The following is a 16,237-nucleotide window of genomic DNA, read 5'->3' as shown; positions in this document are numbered from 1 at the left end:
CGTTCATGTTCTGGAGAAAGAAAGTTCCCGCCAACCCCAACGTCCTGGACGTCGGCGGCGGCGTCTACAACGTCCGGGTCCGCACGCTCAGGCATGGCGACGAGGTGGCGCTGCGCTTTACCAAGTCGGCCCACATCGGCGTGGCCGAGGAGGGCAAGGGCTACGTGCTCAGAAAGCCGGTGGTCAGCACCGAGCACTTCGACCGGGGCGAGATCGCCGTGTTCTTCGATGCCAATTACCGCATCACTTCAACCGAGGCCGAGGGCGTGGAGTTCATTCCAGTCAGCGAGTGGTCCAAAGACTGAATTTGTCCGGCCAGGTTCGCCCCGCGCCTCCACCCGGCGGGGGTTTGCCTTGCCGCCCACGCCCACCCCAGGAGAAGCATGCTGCCCGAACCGTCCCGTAGCCCCACCGAGAACCTGCACGTCAGCGCCTTCGAGACCGTCATCACTCCCCGGCAGCTCAAGGACGCCTACCCGCTGATGGCCCGCGCCGAGGTCACCGTCTCGAAGGCCCGCCGGGCGGTGCTCGATATCCTGCACGGCGCGGATGACCGGTTGCTGGTCATCGCCGGGCCGTGCAGCATCCACGATTTCGACCAGGCCGTGACCTACGCCCGCAAACTGGCCGCCCTCAGAGAAGAGCTGAGCGGGCAGCTCGAAATCGTGATGCGGGTGTACGTCGACAAACCGCGCACCACGGTGGGCTGGCGCGGTTATCTCACCGACCCGCACCTCAACGGGGCCTACGATTTCAGCGGCGGCCTGCGGCGCACCCGCGAGCTGATGCTGGCCATCAACGACCTGGGCCTGCCGGTCGCCACCGAACTGCTCGACCCGTTCGTGCCGCAGTACCTCTACGATCTGCTGAGCTGGGTGTGCATCGGCGCGCGCACCGCCGAGTCACAGACGCACCGGGTGATGGCCAGCGCGGTGTCGGCCCCGGTGGGCTTCAAGAACGGCACCAGCGGCAGCCTCAAGATCGCGGTGGACGCGGCGGTGGCGGCGCGCAATCCGCACGCCTTTTTCACCATCACTGACGACGCGCAGGCCTGCATCGTGCACACGCGCGGCAACCAGGGCGGTCACGTGGTGCTGCGCGGCGGGCAAGACGGCCCCAATTACGCCGCGTCTTATGTGGCCGAGACCGAGCGGCTGATGACGCTGGCCCACCTGACGCCCGCCGTCATCGTGGACTGCTCGCATGCCAACAGCGGCTCGGACCACACCCGCCAGCATCTGGTCTGGGCTGACGTGCTCTCGCAGCGCCAGGCTGGAAGTACCGTGCTGCGCGGCGCGATGATCGAGAGCCACCTCAACCCCGGCAAACAGAGCATTCCCGCCGATCTCACCGACTTGCAGTACGGCGTTTCGGTGACCGACGCCTGCATTGGCTGGGACGAGACCGAGCAACTGCTCAGAGCGGCGGCGCAGCAGGGCTGAACGGAAATTCTGCCGGACGCCCCACCGGGGAAGGCGTCTGTCCAAGCGCTAACGGTATCGCCCGCAGCACAGCGCAGAACACCGTCGCCCGGCTCACTTTGGCGGGCATTTAGCTGGCTGGCGGGCCGGTCTCACAGCAACATGGTCAGATAAGGGCATGTTGAAATTCATCACCAACGCGGTGGCCTGCACGCTGCTGCTGAGCGCCTCGGCGTGTGCCCAGCAGAGCAAGGCCAGCGCGAGCGCCAATCCCCAGGACGCCGTGCATGCCCCCGCCCCGCTCGCCCGCGCCGTCACATCCGGCGGCTTCACCGTGCCGCAGGGCTTTTCCGTCAGCACCTACGCCAGTGGCTTCGAGCGCCCGCGCTTCATGGTGGTGGCCCCCAACGGCGACGTGTTCCTGAGCGATACCGGGGCCGGGAAGGTGTACGTGCTGCGTGGCAAAGCCAAGGCCGACAGCCAGCAAGTATTCGCCCAGGGCCTCAATCAGCCACACGGCCTGGCCTTTCACGGCAACTACCTGTATGTCGCCAACACCGACGGGGTGGTGCGTTTCGCCTACAAATCCGGCGACCAGAAGGCCAGCGGCGGCCCCGAGAAGCTGCTTGATCTGCCCAGCGGCGCGGGCCACTCGACCCGCACGGTGGTGTTCGGCCCCGACGACAAGATGTATGTGGCCACCGGCAGCAGTTGCAATGTCTGCGAGGAAAGCAACGACAAGCGTGCTGCCGTGTGGGTCTATGACGCCGACGGCAAGAACGGCAAGCCTTACGCGACGGGGCTGCGCAACGCGGTGGGCCTGGAGTGGTACGGAGACACCCTGTACGCCACCAACAACGCCCGCGACAACCTCGGCGACAACGTGCCGCCAGAGGGATTCTACAAACTGGCCCAGGGGCGCAACTTCGGCTGGCCGTACTGCTATACCTTACAGCCGGGCGAGGCCCAGGTCTGGGACAAGGACTTCGGCAAAAAGAACGCAGACACCTGCAAGGCCACCACCCCGGCCTTTGCCCTCACCATCGCCCACAGCGCGCCGCTGGGCCTGGCCTTCTACACCGGCAAGGTCTTCCCCGCCCAGTACCGGGGCCAGATGTTCGTGGCGTTGCACGGTTCGTGGAACCGCGCCACCAAGAGCGGCTACCGGGTCGTCACCGTCGATCCCAAATCCGGCAAGGTACAGGATTTCCTGACCGGCTTTCTGAATGGGCAGAGTTCCAAGGGCCGCCCCGTCGATCTGCTCAGCCTCCCCGACGGCTCGATGCTGCTGACTGACGACGACAACGCCAAGGTCTACCGCATCAGCTACCAGCCCTAAGGCTGCTCAACTTGGCTCAGAGGCCGCTCCTGCGGCCTTTTTTTATGAACTGACCGGGTCAGAGGCCCGGGCGGTCTTCCCACCGCTCAGGGCGCACCCGTAGGCCGGGCCGGTATGCTCGGAGCATGTCGAAAACATATCTGGAACTCTCGGACGAGGTCGGAAGCGAGCACAAGTTCTACGAAGTGAGCGTGGAAGATTCGGTACTGACCCTGCGCTTCGGACGCATCGGTACGCCCGGCCAGACCAGCACCAAGGGCTTTGCCACGCCCGAACAGGCCCAGGCCGAGGCGACCAAGAAAATCAAGGAGAAGCTGCGCAAGGGCTATCAGGAAGCGGTGCCGGGCGTGCGGCAAAAGCGCACCGTCATTCGCCGCGAGATCACCGAAACGGCCTCCACCACCACATCGGCAGCTCCGGTCGTCTGGAAGTTTCAGACGGCCAGCGCCGCCTTCGGCATCTTTGCGGATGACCACAGTGTCTGGGTGGGCAACGATGCGGGCGAGGTCTATGCCCTGTCACCGGACGGTGAGGTGCAGCGCTCGTTCAAACTGCCCGACGGCGTCAAATGCCTGGTGAGCGATCAGCACCGCACCTTCGCCGGATGTGATGATGGCAACGTCTACGATCTGAGCGGCAAGCTGCCGTTCGTGGCCTACGAGGCCGACAGTCAGCATTCCATTCTGTGGATGGATTTGCAGGGCGGCATGCTGGGCGTCGGCGACAGCCAGGGCAGCATCCACGCCTTCAACGCCGAGAGCGAGCAGCAGTGGGCACAGATCGGTCAGAACGCCCACATGGCCTGGATGGTCCGGGTCGATCCGGCAGGGGTGTACTACGGCCACTCCGGCGGCGTCGGGCAACTCGACCGTGAGAGCGGCTTCCCGCTGTGGCATCACAAGACCAGCGGCAGCGTACTGTTCGGCTGGCAAGAAGGCGGCGACCTCTACGCGGGTACCTCCAGCAATCAGATTCAGCGCTTCACCAAGTCGGGTCAGGCGGTACAGAATTACCGCTGCGACGCCGCCGTCTTCTCGTGCGCGACCAGTCCAGACGGCGAGTTCGTCTTCGCGGGCGACAGCAGTTCCGCCGTCTACTGCTTCAGCAAGGCTGGGGAGCGTCTGTGGAAACTCGGCACGAAGTACGGCGCGGCCCTCAGCATGCAGTACAGCAACGAGCGGCTGTATCTGGTGACTTCACGCGGCTCGCTGGCTGCCCTGGATGTCAGCGCCCAGGCCATCGAGAACGCCAGGCAGGGGGTGCAGATCACACCGCGCGACATCAAGATGGCGGCGACGGTGCAGACCCAGGCGCCGGTGACAGCCCTGGCGACCACGGCCCAGGCAGCGGGGCAGGTGGTGCTCCGGGTCGTGCAGGAAGGCGGCAAGCTCAGGGTCAGGCCCGATCCGGCGCGCAACACCCAGACGTTTCAGGACTGGAATGTCCAGTTTCCCCGCACGCTTCGGCAGTCGGGCGTAAGCTACGTCGTCGATCAGCTCGAAGACGCGGGCGGCTTTTACCGGGTGGTCGGGGAGATTCGCCGGCTCGAGGAGTAACGCGCAGGTCCGGCCTACTCCCGCAGCGCCGCCGTGTAGCCTTCTTCCTTCACGGCCTCGAGCAGCGCCTGGGGGTCGGCCTCGCCGCGCACCCGGGCCAGGCCGCTGCTGAGGTCCACCGAGGCTTCCAGCACGCCCGGCACGCTCCTGAGCGCCTGGGTCACGGCCCGCACGCAGTGGTCGCAGGTCATGCCACCGACGCTGAGATCGGTGTGGTCGAGTTCGGGGCCGCTCGTGCTGGAAGGTTGGGTCATGTCCCGACTCTAGTCGGATGCGGTGGGGGTCGGCTCAGAACCCGATGAAGCCGCCTTCAGCGCCGCGAGAAGCGCAGCCGGATGCCGCTGGGGTCGGTCAGCTCGGCCCACTCCTGGGTGGCCTGCACCGGCACCGGCATGGCCTCCAGCCGCGAGAGCAGCGCCGGAAATTCGGCGGCCTCCACACTGAACTGGGCCAGTTGCAGCGCGGGCGTGTTCGGTGCGGGCGGCCCGGCTCCCCGGCTTTCCCAGACATTGACGCCGAGGTGGTGGTGGTAGCCGCCCACCGCCAGAAACGATGCGCCGGGAAATTCCGTCATCAGCTCGAAGCCAAGCGCCTGATAAAACCGGCTGGACGCTGGCTGGTCGCTGACTTTCAGGTGCAGGTGACCCATGACGCTGCCCACCGGGAGTCCAGTCCAGAGGGTGGTTCCAGCGCTGTCCAGCACGCCCTGGACGTCGAGCGGATCGGTGGCCATCTTCAGCTGCTGGCCCTGTGACCCCGCTTCATACGGCCATTCGCTGCGGAGCCGGTCGCGGTAGACCTCGATGCCGTGCCCATCGGGGTCATTGAGGTAAATGGCCTCACTCATCAGATGGTCGGACGCGCCGATACGCACGCCCAGCCCGGCCACATGCCCCAGAAAGCGCCCCAGATCGGCCCGTGAGGGCAGCAACAAGGCGAAATGGTACAGGCCGCTGGCCCGCTGCGGCGGAGCGGGACGCTCCAGGGCGTGGAGCACCAGCAGGGGCCACCCGGCTCCCGTGACGCCCAGTTCGGCCTGCCCTGCCGTCTGCGAAAGAACACTGAACCCCAGCACTGTCTGGTAAAAGGCCACGCTGCGGGCCAGATCGGACACGCTCAGTTCGGCGGCGTCAGGGCGCAGGGTCAGCAGGGCAGGCAAGGCGGAATCGGGCATGGAAGGTCCAGTCATCTCAGCTCCTGAAGCGCCCGGCGGTGGCGGGGCGGCGGGGTGGGAGGCGGCCAGTCGCGCTCAGCCAGCGGGCGGCCAGCAGGCCTGCGGCAAAGCCGAACAGATGGCTTTCCCAGGAAATCCGGGGATCACGTGGCAGCACGCCCCAGAGTGCGCCGCCGTAGAGCAGCAGGGCCACCACTGCGGCGATGACCGGGCCGGTGCGGCGCTCGTGCCAGGCGCTGGCCAGCAGCAGTCCGAAGTAACCGAACACCAGTTCGCTGGCCCCCAGGTGGTTGCCGCCGCGCCCCAGCAGCCACACCAGCGCTCCGCCCACCACCGCAACGATCAGGGTGGCCAGCACGAAACGCACTGCGCCGCGCAGGGCATTGAGAAAGGCCAGCACCGCCAGCGGCAGCGAGTTGCCGATCAGGTGGGTGAAGTCGCCGTGCAAGAAGGGCGCGGTGAAAACATGACTGAGCGTACCCAGGTGGCGCGGCACGATGCCGTAGGCGTCCAGGCGGCCCCCAAACACCAGTTGGTCGGTGAGTTCCTGGCCCCACATCAGGGCCAGCAGCGCTGCCGTGATCAGCCCGGCGACACGTGCCCGGCGGCGGGCCGAGTCGAGCGGCTCCGGCGACCTGGAGAGCGGACCCGTCACAGCAGGCCGGGGCCTCATTGGGTGCGGCACACCAGTTGCTCACCCTCCGGCGCGCACGAGACGTTGACGGTCTGGTTGCGGGTCAGGGTCAGGCCCAGCCAGGCGGCCTTGAGCGGCGAGTTGAGCGGCGTCACGGTCAGGGCATAGTCTCCGGCCAGCAAATCGGCGCTCAGCGGCGTGGGGCCGCGCACGGCCTGGTTGCCCAGCTCCCGGTTGCCCAGCACCTGCACCTGCGCAGGCAGACTGCTCTGCACCGTCAAATGGCCCACGGCGGGCTGCGGGCGCAGGGCCACCTTCAGCCCGGCGGTCTGGTCGGGGTGCACCGTCACTGTGCGGGTCAGCGGCACGTAGTTCTGGCGCTCGATTCGCAGCGCCACGTCACCGGCGGGCACCGCGCTGAGATCGAGCGGCGTGCGGCCCCGGTAAGTGCCGCCCAGATACACGTTGGCGTCGGACGGACTGCTCAGCACCCTGAGTTGTCCGTAGTCGCCCACACGGTAGACCTGCGTGGTCACGTTCCAGCTTCCGGGAGTCAGGTCGGCGGTGGCCGCCTTGAGCGCGTCCGAGAGCTGGCCCACGCTGCGGCCCAGCGCCGGAAACGTCAGCGGGCGCGGACTGCCCACCACGAATACCTGGGTGAAGCCCACTTCGGGCGGCAGATTGAAAGTGGCGCTCTGTTCGCCGGATGACCGGGGCGTCAGGAGCTGGGCCGGGGCTGCCGACGCCAGGCTCTGGTCGGGCAGCAGCAGCGCGTAGAGGAAACTTCCCGGCAAGCCGGCGTCCACCTGCAACTGCGCCGGGCCAGGGCGGCGGTACTCACCGTCGGCCACCTTCAGGGCGTCGTCCAGCCGGGCACTCAGCGTCAGGGCCGAGCCGGGCTGCGTCCGCAGCGGCGTGGGCAGGCAGGCGCTCAGCAGCGCGGACAGGGTCAGCAGGGCAGCGAGCAGCAGTGGACGGCGCTTCATGCCTTCAGTGTAGAGAGGCGGGCGGCGGGCAACCGTTACCGACGAGTCAAAGTCCGGGGGAGCTGGTCAGGCTTCGGGGCAGATCAGCCGCAGATACGCGTTCACGATCTCGGGGTCGAGCGCCAGCCCGCGCTCCCAGGCCAGGCGCTCGGCCTGCATCTCCGGCAGCAGGCGGCCCAGGTGGTCGGCGGCGTTGGCAACCGCCAGCACGCGGGCCAGGCGCGGAATGGCGCTGCCGCGCAACCCGTGCGGGTAGCCGCGCCCGTCCCAGCGCTCGTGGTGGTGCAGCACCGCGTCCCGCGTGCCGGGCGGCAGCTCCTGGCCGATCAGCAGGTCGGCTCCCACCCTGGGGTGCGACTTCTCGCCGAGGTGCGGCGGCAGCAGCGCCCGCCCGATGTCGTGCAGCAGCGCCGCCTCGCCGAGTGCCCGGCGCTCGCTACGGCTGAGCTTCAGTTCGCGGCCCAGCCGCAGGGCGATCTCACGCACCCGCTCCGGATGCCCGGCGCGCACGAAGCCGGTCTCACGCTGGGCTGCGAAACGTGAGCCGTGCCAGACGATCCATTGACGTGAAAGCATGCGTGAAGTAGAGCGCCCACGCCTGACCCGGCCCTTTCTGATGATGAGGCCTCTCTCATCTAGACAGAATGACGCTCTCAATCAGTTTCAGCCCAAGCCTGGTCAGGCGTGCTGAAGTGGAAACTCCCTGAGGACCTGCCAGTGGCTCTCGCCCTGCGGCTTGAGGCACAGACAAAGCGATGCGGGGGTCAACCGGGCGTGGGGCCGCGTCAGCGCTTCCAGCCGGGCCTGCAACACCTCCGGCTGATCACCGCCGTAGGGCTGCACCAGCGTGAAGTGCGGCTGGAAACTGTCCAGACCGCGCGGGGTGTGCAGCAGGTCCATCCTGGCCTGCTCGAAGGGCCGCCCGTAGTGGCCTGCCGCCACCTCCCCGGCGAATGGCGAGGCCGTGACGAACCGGGCGAGCCGGGCCAGCAGCAGCGTGTGCAGCACCAAGAGTGCCGGACTCGGCGTGAAGCGCTGCACCCAGGTTTCGCCTTCGTCCCAGACCTCGATGTGGCCGCCTTCCAGGCCCACGTCCGCGCCCGGCGCGAGGCAGGCCAGACAGGCCCGCGTTTCGCGCTCGATGTCGCCGAGCCGCTCAGGGTCGGTGTAAAAGCCCTCCACCACCGTCAGGTGAAAGCCGTAGGGTGAGGCGACGGCCTGCCATTCGGGGCGCAGGAAGTCGGGCAGGGGCCTTGCGGCGCGCGCGCGCAGATCGTAGCCGAGCAAATCACTGCCCAGTTCGTACTCAGCACTCCCGGCAGGCGGCACGAAGTACACGGCAAAGCGGGTGGCGTCGTGGAGATCAGTCATGCCGTCAGGCTACAGGCCCAGCGGCATCAACCGGATCGATCAGGTTCCACCGCCGCGCCGGGCCGCTGTTCGCCGCGTTCAGGCGGGTCCTTCACGGCGCGGCGACAGTTTGCATGGGCACTGTAAGACACGCTGAGGACAATGGAATGCAGAGAGGACCCCGCATTCATGACCCTGACTGTAAATCCAGCATTGCCTGATACCTTACGAGAGTTGCTGAGAAGCCACGCGCCCGGCGCAGTGTTGCTGGCCAGTCTCGGGCAGCAGGTGCTGCTGCTGAGTGCCGATGCCCCGACCACCACCGTGCGTGACCTGACGCCGCCCGACGCCTGGTTCGACAGCGGTGAACTCATCTGGCTGACCCGCGACGGAGCGCTGCTGGGCCTGCTGTGGTCGGCCCAGGCGGTGGCCGAGGGCAGCGTGCACCTGCTGACCATGCTGCTGGCCGCCGCCCAGGACGACGGCGCGCAGCGCGAAGCCAACGTGCTGATTACCCAGTTGCCCGAGGGAGCCGCCTGGCTCAGCGGTGAGCTGGTGTTTCAGCAGGTCAGCCGCCGGTTTCTGGAGCTGCACGACCTGAGCGCGGCCCAGGTGATCGGGAAGACCTTCGATCAGGTGTTCCCGGCGCGCCGCGATACCGCGCAACTCTTGCAGCAGGCGACCTCGGGTCGGGCCGCGCGCCAGGACCGCGAGTGGCTGCCGGGCGGCCCGGAGCGCCCCGGCGTGTGGCTGCGCTCGCAGGTGCGGCCCTACTACGGCGGCGCAGCGGCGGGGGTGCTGTGGACCATGTACGACGTCACCCGCGAGGTCTCGCTCTCCTCAAGGGTGCAGGCGCTGCTGCACGGCGCGCGGCTGCCCACCGCCGTGCTGAGTGCCGGGGGCGAGGTGCTCGAACGCAGCGAGTCGCTGCGCCGCAGCCTGCCCGAAGCGCCCGACCCGCAGTACAGCGCGCTGTGGAACTGGCCGATCTGGTCGGATACGCCGAACGCCCAGCAGCAGCTCAAGCAGGCGCTGCAAAACGCCCTGGCCACGCCGCAGCAACGCTTCGAGTGTGCTGTGCAGGTGATGGGCGGCGAGCGCGCCACCATCTCGCTGCACCGGGGCCAGGGAACCGCGCAGACCACCGAGCACGGCGCTGAGCAAGACGAGACGCTGCTGGTCGCCGAATTCCACTTTCACGAGCGCCACCCGCTCAGCGGCGTGCAGCAAAACCTGCTGGCGGGCGTCATCGCCCACAGCCCGCAGGCGACCTTGCTGCTGGGGGCCGCCGACGACAGCGGCGAGCGCCCGGTCTGGCTGGCCAGCGAGGCCGCTGCCGCCCTGCTCGGCGTCGACAAGGACGCCCTGAACGTGCCGGGCGGCATGGCGCTGGGCAAGCTGCTGCGCGGCCTGGGCGTGCAGCTCGCGCGCCCCGATCTGACGCCGCTTTCGCCGGTGACGCTGACTACCCAGGCCAGCCTGGACGGCGGCGACCTCTCGGCGGTGCTGACCCGCCCGGACGGCCTGCGCCGCTACGTGACCATCACCGCCGCCCGCCTGATCACCGGCGAGGGCACCCCGCACAAAGGTGAGCCGCTGGCGCTCTACCTGCACGACGTGACCACCGTGCGTCACCTCGAAGACCGCCTCAAGCACGACGCGGCCCACGATCCGCTGACCGGATTGCCCAACTGGCCGGGGCTGCGCTCAAAACTGCCGCAGCGCCAGGGCGAGACGCTATGCGTGCTGGGCCTGAGTATCGACGAATTCGGCGTGCTGCAAACGGCGCTGGGCCGTTCGGCGGGCGACCATCTGCTGATTCAGGTGGCCGCCCGGCTGCACCACTGGCGCAAGGACGCCCAGGTGGCCCGGCTCGACGGCGAGCACTTCGCGCTGGTCCTGCACGGGGTCAGCGGCGCGCAGGGCCTGCTGCTGGCCAGCGAGGTGCAGCACCTGCTCACCCTGCCGCTGCGGGTCAGTGGCCGCGAGTTGCGGGTCACGGCCAGCGTGGGCGTGGCCTGCGGCGAGGAGCCGGTCGATCAACTGTTCGAACACGCCCGCACCGCATTGCTGGCCGCCCGGCGCACCGGCCGCGCCGGACACCAGGCCTACCGCCCCGAATTGATGAGCTTCGAGACCGATTCGATGCAACTCGAACACGATCTGCGCGCCGCGTTGCCCGAGCAGTTCAGCTTGCAGTTTCAGCCGGTGGTGAGCTTGCAGCATGGCCGGGTGCAGGCGGCGGAAGTGCTGCTCCGCTGGCAGCACCCGGCGCGCGGCCAGCTCTCGCCCGCTCAGTTTCTGCCGCTGGTGGCCCACGCCGGACTGCTGCCCACGCTGGGACGCTGGGTGGTGGCCGAGGTGAGCGCCCAGCGGCAGCGCTGGCAAAGCAGTCACCCCAAACTCCGGCTGAGCCTCAACCTGAGCGCCCCCGAACTGCTTGACGCGGAGTTGCTGGCCGAACTCGGTGCTCAGGTGCGCGGCGTGGGCGGCCTTGACCTCGAACTCAGTGCGGGCAGCCTGATTCAGCCGGATCCCACTCAGCTGAACGCTCCCGAACACATCAACGCGGCGCTAACCGAGTTGCGGGCAGCAGGCGCACAGATCTGGGTGGACGATTTCGGAGACGGCGCGTCGAGCCTCACCTCGCTGGAGCGCTTCGCCCTCAGCGGTGTCAAACTGCACCCCTCGTTCGTGGCCAACCTGCTCAGCGGCCCGCGCCCGCTGGCGCTGCTGGAAGGCACGGTGGACCTGTCGCGCAAGCTGGGCCTCAACGTGATCGCGGTGGGCGTGGAGACGCAGTCCCAGGCGCAGCTTCTCAGTGCGGCGGGCTGCCACGCCGCACAGGGCTACTTCTACGCGCCGCCGATGGCCCTGCCCGACTTCGAGCGCTGGCTGGCCTCGCAGGTGCTCGACTGAGCCGCAGGACCCAGAGCAAGTCCGGGCAAGCCATTGTGCCGATGCGCCACGGCTCCGTTCAGCGCGATACTGACCGCATGATCCTGATCGTCCGGCGCTGAGCCGCCGCCCGCCTAACTGAGTCGGCCACGATGCGGCACCCGCGCACGGTTGTGCACGCCGGGCTGCGCTAGGCTCCCTTCACATCTCAACTTGCCCTGCCCCACCTGGGCCGGGGCTTTGCCCTTTCCTCCTCTCCCTCCAAGGAAGTGACTGACCATAGAGAAAGTTCACGGTAACATTTCGGGCCTCAAGACCGCGCAGCAAAAGAGCCTCAGCAACCTGTACCGCCGCCGCCTCGCGCCCGGCAGCGTGACCAGCCCCGAATTGGCGCGCAACCTCAGCGAACTCTCGCACGAGATCCGGCGCGAAATCAGCGTCCTGATCGACCGGCGGGGCCGCGTGATCAGCGTGTCGGTGGCCGACGCCAAGGGAGCTGAGCTGCCCAGCGTCCGCAAGGGCGAGACCCGGCTCTCGGGCTTTCACCTGCTGCATACCCATCCCAAAGGCGGCGGGCTGAGTAAAAACGACCTCTCGGCGCTGTTTCTCAGCCGCCTGGATGCAGTGGCTGCCATCGAGGTGCGCGACGGGGGCCTTCCCGGCAACGTGCATCTGGCGCACCTGACGCCGCCCGGCACCGTGGGCGAGGAAGAGGACTGGCGCGTGTATCCGCCGGCCAGCCCCGGTGAGATGGAAAATTTCGATCTGGGCGCGCAGGTCAGCGCGCTGGAAGAGGAAATCGCCCGCGCCCAGCGCACCCGCGAAGCCAAGAAAGACCGTGAGCGGGCCATCCTGGTGCAGATCGACCAGGGTGAGTTCGACGCCGAGGAGCGCCTCGACGAGCTGGGTGAACTGGCCCGCACCGCCGGGGCCGAGGTGGTTTACCGTGAGCTGATTTTCCGCCGTCACCTCAAGCCCGGCACCCTGATCGGCGCGGGCAAGCTCGAAGAATTGACCAGCAAGGCCTACCACGAGGACGCGGACTTGCTGATCTTTGGCCAGGAACTCGGCGCGGCGCAGGCCCGCGAGATCGAGGAAGCCACCGGCCTGAAGGTCCTTGACCGTACCCAGCTGATTCTCGACATTTTCGCTCTGCACGCCCAGGGGGCCGAATCGCGGCTGCAAGTCGAACTGGCGCAGCTACGCTACATGAAGCCGCGTCTGCTGGGCGCCGGCAGCCGACTCTCACGCATCGGCGCGTCGGGCGGCTCGGCAGCGGGCGGGGCCATCGGCACGCGCGGCCCCGGCGAGACCAAGCTGGAACTCGACCGGCGGCGCATCAACGACCGCCTGGCGTTTCTGGAACAGCAGCTGAGGGAAGTCGCGGTGCGGCGCGAGGAACGCCGCAAGCAGCGCAGCCGCAACGACGTGCCGGTCATCAGCATCGTGGGTTACACCAACGCGGGCAAATCGACCCTGCTGAATGCCTTTACCCACGCTGCCGAGGAGCCTCGCAAGGTGCTGGCCGAGAACAAACTCTTCGCCACCCTGCGCCCCACCAGCCGTCAGGGCTTTCTGGAAGGCATTGGGCCGGTGGTCTTCACCGACACGGTGGGCTTTATCCGTGATCTGCCCAGCGATCTGAGCCGGGCCTTTCGCGCCACCCTGGAAGAAATCGGCGACGCCGACGTGCTGCTGCATGTGGTGGACGTTGCCTCGCCGGGGGCCGACACGCGCCACGCGGCGGTGCAGCGCATTCTGGGTGACCTAGAGATCGGTGACCTGCCCACGGTGGTGGCGCTCAACAAGGCTGACCGGACTGACGCTGAGACGCTGGAGCGCGAGCGAATGCGCCTCGGCGGTGTGGCCGTCAGTGCCCACAGTGGCGAGGGCCTGACCCAGCTAAAGCACGTGCTGTCGCAGACCCTGGAAGACCTTCAGGTCAAGCGCCAGGACGCCGAGGACGCCGCCCGCGTGGAGCGCGAGAACGTGAAGACTGCGCTTGGTACGCCTTCACCCAAAGGCGGCTGGGTCAGTACAGACTGAGCGGGCATGCTTGATACCATCTTCAGTTCTGTCAAACGGGGAGCCGAGAAAGTCCAACGCCGGGGCGAGGAAGTGGCCCAGAGCGCCCGCTTACGTCTGGAGGTCTACCAGCTCTCACGCGAACTCGACAGCTTATACGCTCGCCTGGGCCGTGCCTACCACGCTGGGGCCGATGACACGGTCCTTGAAGGTCTGCGCGAGGAGGTGCGGCGGCTCGATGAGGAGACGGCGGCCCGTGAACGCCTGATTGCCGAACTCGGCGAGGCGGCAGACGAGGCCGAAACGCACCGCGAAGCGGTTCAGACGGCGGCGGCCCGCACCCGCCCGGCCGAAGTGTCGGCGCTGGAAGGCTCGCCCCTGGTCAAACTGACCAAGCGTGAACCGTCAGACGACCAGTCCGGCCGTCAGCAGACCGAGGCCAATCTCGGTGACCTGCCAGACCTGGGACCGAACGGATCGGTGCCCCCCTCAGATGCACCAATCCGTTCGGCAGCGGGCAATGCGCCGACATTTGTGGACCATCAGCCGTCCCCACCGCGCCTGAGCGTGGTCAGCGCCGCCTCGCGCATCTGGCGGGCTAAGGAGGAAGAACGCATGAGTGACGACACCCCCACGGAGGGCATCCCTCTTCAAGTCGGCAGCCAGACGCAGCAGGCCAGCCAGCCGGTCGATCCGGTGGGGCCGGACGACGAGGCCGTGATGGACGATGCGAACAAGGAACTGCCGCCGCGCAGGCGTGAATACAGCGGCGTCGGCGACGAGGCCGAGCGCGACCACATGCGCCGCCATCCCTTCACCCTGGAAGAGGGCGAGAAGGCTTCGAACAACCCCGATCCGCTCGACAAGTAAAAACGGCGTCCGGACAAGACGCTTTCTTCGGTGCGGCCCCGCCTTTCAACCGGTGGGGCCGCACCGCTTTGTTGGTCAGCGCCTGGGCCACCAGCCCGCCGCCAGTTGGCCCGCTGCGGCCTCGGCACTGGCGTCCGCTTCGCGGCCCAGGGCCAGCAGCGCCCAGACGCGTGCCGGACTGCCGGGGTCGGCGCGCTCCAGCGCTTTGTGGGCAGTGCGCTGCGCCTTGGCCGCGCTCCCCACCAGGCCGCTCCCAACAAAGCGCTGGGTGTAGGCCAGCACCGCCAGCAGGTGCGCGTCGGCGGCCTCCCCGGTGATCTCAGCCACCTTCAGTCCCTCGGCCAGCGTCCTGAGGGCGGCGTGGGGATCACCAAGCTGCATCTCGCCCAGCAACGTCACGGCGGCGATCAGGGCGGGAGCGTCTCCCTCCTGGCGGGCCTGGCGGCGGGCGGCCTCGGCCCAGCACCTCTCGGAATCGCCGCCGAGCCAGCGGGCACGGCCCAGCAGCACAGCGCGTCGGGCATCGTTGGGCAGCGTGCCGATCAGGGCCAGGGCTTCCTGAAGCTGCCCGAGGCGCAGGGCTGCCGCCGCCTCCAGCGCCGCGCCCGCCGGACCCCCCGTCTGCGCCCAGCGCCGCGCCAGCCCGGGCAACCCCGCGCCAAGGGCCAGCGCCGCCGCGCCCAACGTCTCGCCCTGCGCCGGAACCCAACGGCGCAGGGCAGCGGTCCGCAGGTCAGCCGGCAGCAATTGAAGGTCGGCCAGTTTCACGCCGGGAGTGTAGCGCGCCGGAAGCGGGATGCGGCGCTGCCCCCCGCTTCTTCCGCGTACAGTAAAACCAGATGAACGATTCCCCCACCGATCACTGGAATGCCGGGCAGTACCGCGAGCGCCACGCCTTCGTTTTCGAGTCGAGCCGTGACCTGGTTTCGGACTGGCTACAGCCAGCGGCAGGCGAGCGCATTCTCGACCTGGGCTGCGGCAGCGGCGAGCTCAGCGCCCAGATCGCCCACAGCGGCGCGCAGGTCACGGGTGTGGACGCCTCTGCAGCCATGATCGCGGCGGCGCAAGCACAGCATCCGGGGTTGGCCTTCGAGGTGCAGGACGCCCATACCCTCCCCTACCAGGCCGCATTCGAAGCGGTCTTCAGTAACGCCGCGCTGCACTGGATGGCTCCGCTGGACAGCGTGTTCGCAGGTGTGGCCCGCGCCCTGGTGCCCGGCGGACGGCTGGCGCTGGAAATGGGAGGCGGGGCAAATGTGCTGGCCGTGCGCGAGTCGGTGGAGCAGGCACTGAGTGAGCTGGGATTGCCGGCACTGAAACATCCCTGGGTCTTTCCCACGTCCGCCGAACTGGCAACGTTGCTGGAGCAAGCGGGCTTCACCGTCGAGCGCCTGCACTTGTTCGAGCGCCCCTCGATGCTGAGCGGCGAGGACGGCTTCCGGGCCTGGCTGGTGGGGTTCGGCTCCGGCTGGCTTTCGCCTTTGGGTGAAGCGGAGCGGGCCGGAGTGATCGCCAGAGCCGAGGAGCTGGCCCACCCCTGGCTCTGGAAGGGCGAAGCCTGGGTGGCCGACTATGTGCGGCTGCGAGCGCTGGGCGTTAGAAAGTAGACAGGCCGAAAGAGAGTGGAACTAATGTAAGAACTAATTCAGTAATATTATTCTCTCTATCCGTCGAGGCGACTTGTAATAAGAAAAGCTGCTTCAGTGGAGTTACTTGAACCACTAGCATTGAAGGCAATCTTTTTTAGGTTGTTTTCAATGCTAGTGTTTTCACCAGAGCGGCCTGTGAAAAAACTAGCTTCTTGAACTGTCTTGTCTGCATAAGAAAAACTGGGAGTAATCATTTCTAAATCGTGGTTAGTCGTATATTTTTTTAGAGCTTCTTCTAGAGCATTTGACATAATAGCTTCATGAATACAGCCGGGGTACGTGGGTATAGCTTGGAGCTTCGGACTCGAATTGTCGCGCTGGTGGTGGGCGGCGCT

General features: G+C 67.6%; 16 protein-coding genes. 8 read left to right on the top strand and 8 right to left on the bottom strand.

The window, feature by feature from the left end; genetic code table 11:
• Positions 1 to 5 precede the first annotated feature (5 nt).
• The 4 genes from GUI70_RS17430 to GUI70_RS17415 all read left to right on the top strand — a co-directional run bounded on the left by GUI70_RS17430 (position 6) and on the right by GUI70_RS17415 (position 4,316).
• Positions 6 to 305: a hypothetical protein gene (locus GUI70_RS17430; protein ID WP_161883589.1), complete on the top strand. Its 300-nt coding sequence runs from the start codon at positions 6 to 8 to the stop codon at positions 303 to 305.
• A 78-nt stretch (positions 306 to 383) separates the two neighbouring features.
• Positions 384 to 1,442, top strand: a complete 1,059-nt coding sequence (locus GUI70_RS17425; RefSeq protein WP_161883588.1) for a 3-deoxy-7-phosphoheptulonate synthase — start codon at positions 384 to 386, stop codon at positions 1,440 to 1,442.
• 157 nt (positions 1,443 to 1,599) lie between these two features.
• Complete coding sequence (locus tag GUI70_RS17420; protein ID WP_161883587.1) at positions 1,600 to 2,760, top strand: PQQ-dependent sugar dehydrogenase; 1,161 nt, start codon at positions 1,600 to 1,602, stop codon at positions 2,758 to 2,760.
• A 125-nt stretch (positions 2,761 to 2,885) separates the two neighbouring features.
• Positions 2,886 to 4,316: a WGR domain-containing protein gene (locus GUI70_RS17415; RefSeq protein ID WP_161883586.1), complete on the top strand. Its 1,431-nt coding sequence runs from the start codon at positions 2,886 to 2,888 to the stop codon at positions 4,314 to 4,316.
• 14 nt (positions 4,317 to 4,330) lie between these two features.
• On the opposite strand, the gene GUI70_RS17410 is transcribed toward GUI70_RS17415, so the two are convergent.
• From GUI70_RS17410 to GUI70_RS17385, 6 genes are all read right to left on the bottom strand, one after another.
• A complete protein-coding gene (locus GUI70_RS17410; RefSeq protein WP_161883585.1) occupies positions 4,331 to 4,570 on the bottom strand; it encodes a CopZ family metallochaperone in 240 nt (79 codons plus the stop codon).
• Between the two features lie 56 nt (positions 4,571 to 4,626).
• Entirely contained in the window at positions 4,627 to 5,505 is an 879-nt protein-coding gene (locus GUI70_RS17405; RefSeq protein WP_161883584.1) for a VOC family protein, read from the bottom strand.
• A gap of 1 nt (position 5,506) precedes the next feature.
• Positions 5,507 to 6,145, bottom strand: a complete 639-nt coding sequence (locus GUI70_RS17400) for a rhomboid family intramembrane serine protease (protein ID WP_306468316.1) — start codon at positions 6,143 to 6,145, stop codon at positions 5,507 to 5,509.
• Between the two features lie 14 nt (positions 6,146 to 6,159).
• Positions 6,160 to 7,110 carry a PEGA domain-containing protein gene (locus tag GUI70_RS17395; protein WP_161883582.1) on the bottom strand — a complete coding sequence of 317 codons (951 nt, stop codon included), beginning with the start codon at positions 7,108 to 7,110 and terminating at the stop codon, positions 6,160 to 6,162.
• Between the two features lie 66 nt (positions 7,111 to 7,176).
• A complete protein-coding gene (locus GUI70_RS17390) occupies positions 7,177 to 7,686 on the bottom strand; it encodes an HD-GYP domain-containing protein (protein ID WP_161883581.1) in 510 nt (169 codons plus the stop codon).
• Between the two features lie 102 nt (positions 7,687 to 7,788).
• Entirely contained in the window at positions 7,789 to 8,481 is a 693-nt protein-coding gene (locus GUI70_RS17385) for a hypothetical protein (RefSeq protein ID WP_161883580.1), read from the bottom strand.
• 168 nt (positions 8,482 to 8,649) lie between these two features.
• Between GUI70_RS17385 and GUI70_RS17380 the strand changes: the two genes are divergently transcribed.
• From GUI70_RS17380 to GUI70_RS24060, 3 genes are all read left to right on the top strand, one after another.
• Positions 8,650 to 11,379: a sensor domain-containing protein gene (locus GUI70_RS17380; protein ID WP_161883579.1), complete on the top strand. Its 2,730-nt coding sequence runs from the start codon at positions 8,650 to 8,652 to the stop codon at positions 11,377 to 11,379.
• Positions 11,380 to 11,637: 258 nt separating this feature from the next.
• Complete coding sequence (gene hflX, locus GUI70_RS17375; protein WP_161883631.1) at positions 11,638 to 13,404, top strand: GTPase HflX; 1,767 nt, start codon at positions 11,638 to 11,640, stop codon at positions 13,402 to 13,404.
• A 6-nt stretch (positions 13,405 to 13,410) separates the two neighbouring features.
• Positions 13,411 to 14,253: a hypothetical protein gene (locus GUI70_RS24060; RefSeq protein WP_202630515.1), complete on the top strand. Its 843-nt coding sequence runs from the start codon at positions 13,411 to 13,413 to the stop codon at positions 14,251 to 14,253.
• A 75-nt stretch (positions 14,254 to 14,328) separates the two neighbouring features.
• Here the strand turns inward: GUI70_RS24060 and GUI70_RS17365 are convergent, their stop codons facing one another.
• Positions 14,329 to 15,021 (bottom strand): hypothetical protein, encoded by a 693-nt coding sequence (locus GUI70_RS17365; protein ID WP_237725005.1) that lies wholly within the window; start codon positions 15,019 to 15,021, stop codon positions 14,329 to 14,331.
• Between the two features lie 71 nt (positions 15,022 to 15,092).
• On the opposite strand from GUI70_RS17365, the gene GUI70_RS17360 reads away from it, so the two are divergent.
• Positions 15,093 to 15,860: a class I SAM-dependent methyltransferase gene (locus tag GUI70_RS17360; RefSeq protein ID WP_161883578.1), complete on the top strand. Its 768-nt coding sequence runs from the start codon at positions 15,093 to 15,095 to the stop codon at positions 15,858 to 15,860.
• Between the two features lie 56 nt (positions 15,861 to 15,916).
• On the opposite strand, the gene GUI70_RS17355 is transcribed toward GUI70_RS17360, so the two are convergent.
• Positions 15,917 to 16,237 (bottom strand): hypothetical protein (locus GUI70_RS17355; protein ID WP_237725004.1); only part of this gene is annotated, 321 nt, incomplete at its 5' end.

The organism is Deinococcus alpinitundrae (genome assembly GCF_009982895.1).
In the GTDB taxonomy this organism is placed as follows: Bacteria; Deinococcota; Deinococci; order Deinococcales; family Deinococcaceae; genus Deinococcus; species Deinococcus alpinitundrae.
The sequence above is the reverse complement of the archived record's forward strand: the minus strand, read 5'-3'. Positions and strand labels throughout refer to the sequence as shown.